The following is a 1247-nucleotide window of genomic DNA, read 5'->3' as shown; positions in this document are numbered from 1 at the left end:
TTGGCGGTGGACAGACCCGTCGAAGTCGAGGTCGACAACGACGTGATCGAGCTGTTGGCCGTGGACAGACCCGTCGAGGTCGAAGTCGAAAGCGACGTGATCGAGCTGTTGGCCGTCGACAGGCCCGTCGACGTGGAGGTCGAGAGCGACGTGATCGAGCTGTTGGCCGTGGACAGACCCGTCGAAGTCGACGTGGACAGCGACGTGATCGAGCTATTGGCCGTGGACAGGCCAGTCGAAGTCGAAGTCGACAGCGAGGTGATCGAGCTATTCGCCGACGAGAGACCGGTCGAGGTCGACGTGGACAACGAGGTAACCGAGCTGTTGGTCGAGCTGAGGCCCGTCGACAGCGACGTGATACCGGTCGACAGCGACGCAATGGCGCTGCCCGACGTCGATACCGTAGTCGAGAGGGAGTTCACGACCGAATTGGTTGCGAAGAGCTGCGAGCCGTTGATCGCATCGGTGCTGGTCGCAGTAATCTGACCGGCCGCGACATTGGTCACCTGACGCTCGGCGCCAGGCGCACCCACGCTGACCACGCTGGTCGGATTGCCGCCTTGGAACGTCGCCGTCACGCCACCGACGGTGCCGGTCGGCGTCGGGTTCGGCGCCGACGTCGTGGAGCCGCTGCCGAGTGCAACGTCGCCGGCGTTGTTGGCCGTCGCGTTCTGGCCGATTGCGACCGCACCGTTTGCCTTCGCGTTCGCGGTGTCGCCGACCGCGACGCTGCTTGTACCGGCAGCGCTGGCGGCCACACCGGCGGCCAGCGAGTTGACGCCGGTCGCGCCGTTGTTGTTGTAGTTGGCCTTTTGCGTACCACCGTCGTTGACGCTGTAGTAATGCGTCTTGGCGGCTTCGATCGCGGTCGAGGTCGACGTCGACAGCGAGGTGATCGAGCTGGTGGACGAGCTGAGACCCGTGGACAGCGAGTTGATGCCGGTCGAGGTCGAGGTGGACAGCGAGGTGATCGAGCTGTTGGCCGACGACAGACCCGTCGACGTGGACGACGAAAGGGATGTGACCGAGCTGTTAGCCGAGCTGATGCCGGTGGACAGCGAGTTGATGCCCGTCGAGGTCGAGGTGGACAGCGAGGTGATCGAGCTGTTGGCCGACGACAGACCCGTCGACGTGGACGACGAAAGGGATGTGACCGAGCTGTTAGCCGAGCTGATGCCGGTGGACAGCGAGTTGATGCCGGTCGAAGTCGAGGTCGACAGAGACGTGATGGAGCTGTTGGCCGACGA

General features: G+C 64.2%; 1 pseudogene. It reads right to left on the bottom strand.

Annotation, left to right across the window (positions count from 1 at the left end):
• Positions 1-989 (bottom strand): annotated as a pseudogene (locus WS96_RS34945) (YadA-like family protein); the annotation flags it as partial.
• Positions 990-1247 lie beyond the last annotated feature (258 nt).

The organism is Burkholderia sp. MSMB1835 (genome assembly GCF_001526365.1).
Lineage (GTDB): Bacteria > Pseudomonadota > Gammaproteobacteria > Burkholderiales > Burkholderiaceae > Burkholderia.
Note: the sequence above shows the minus strand (reverse complement) of the source record. Positions and strands in the feature narration are given on the sequence as shown.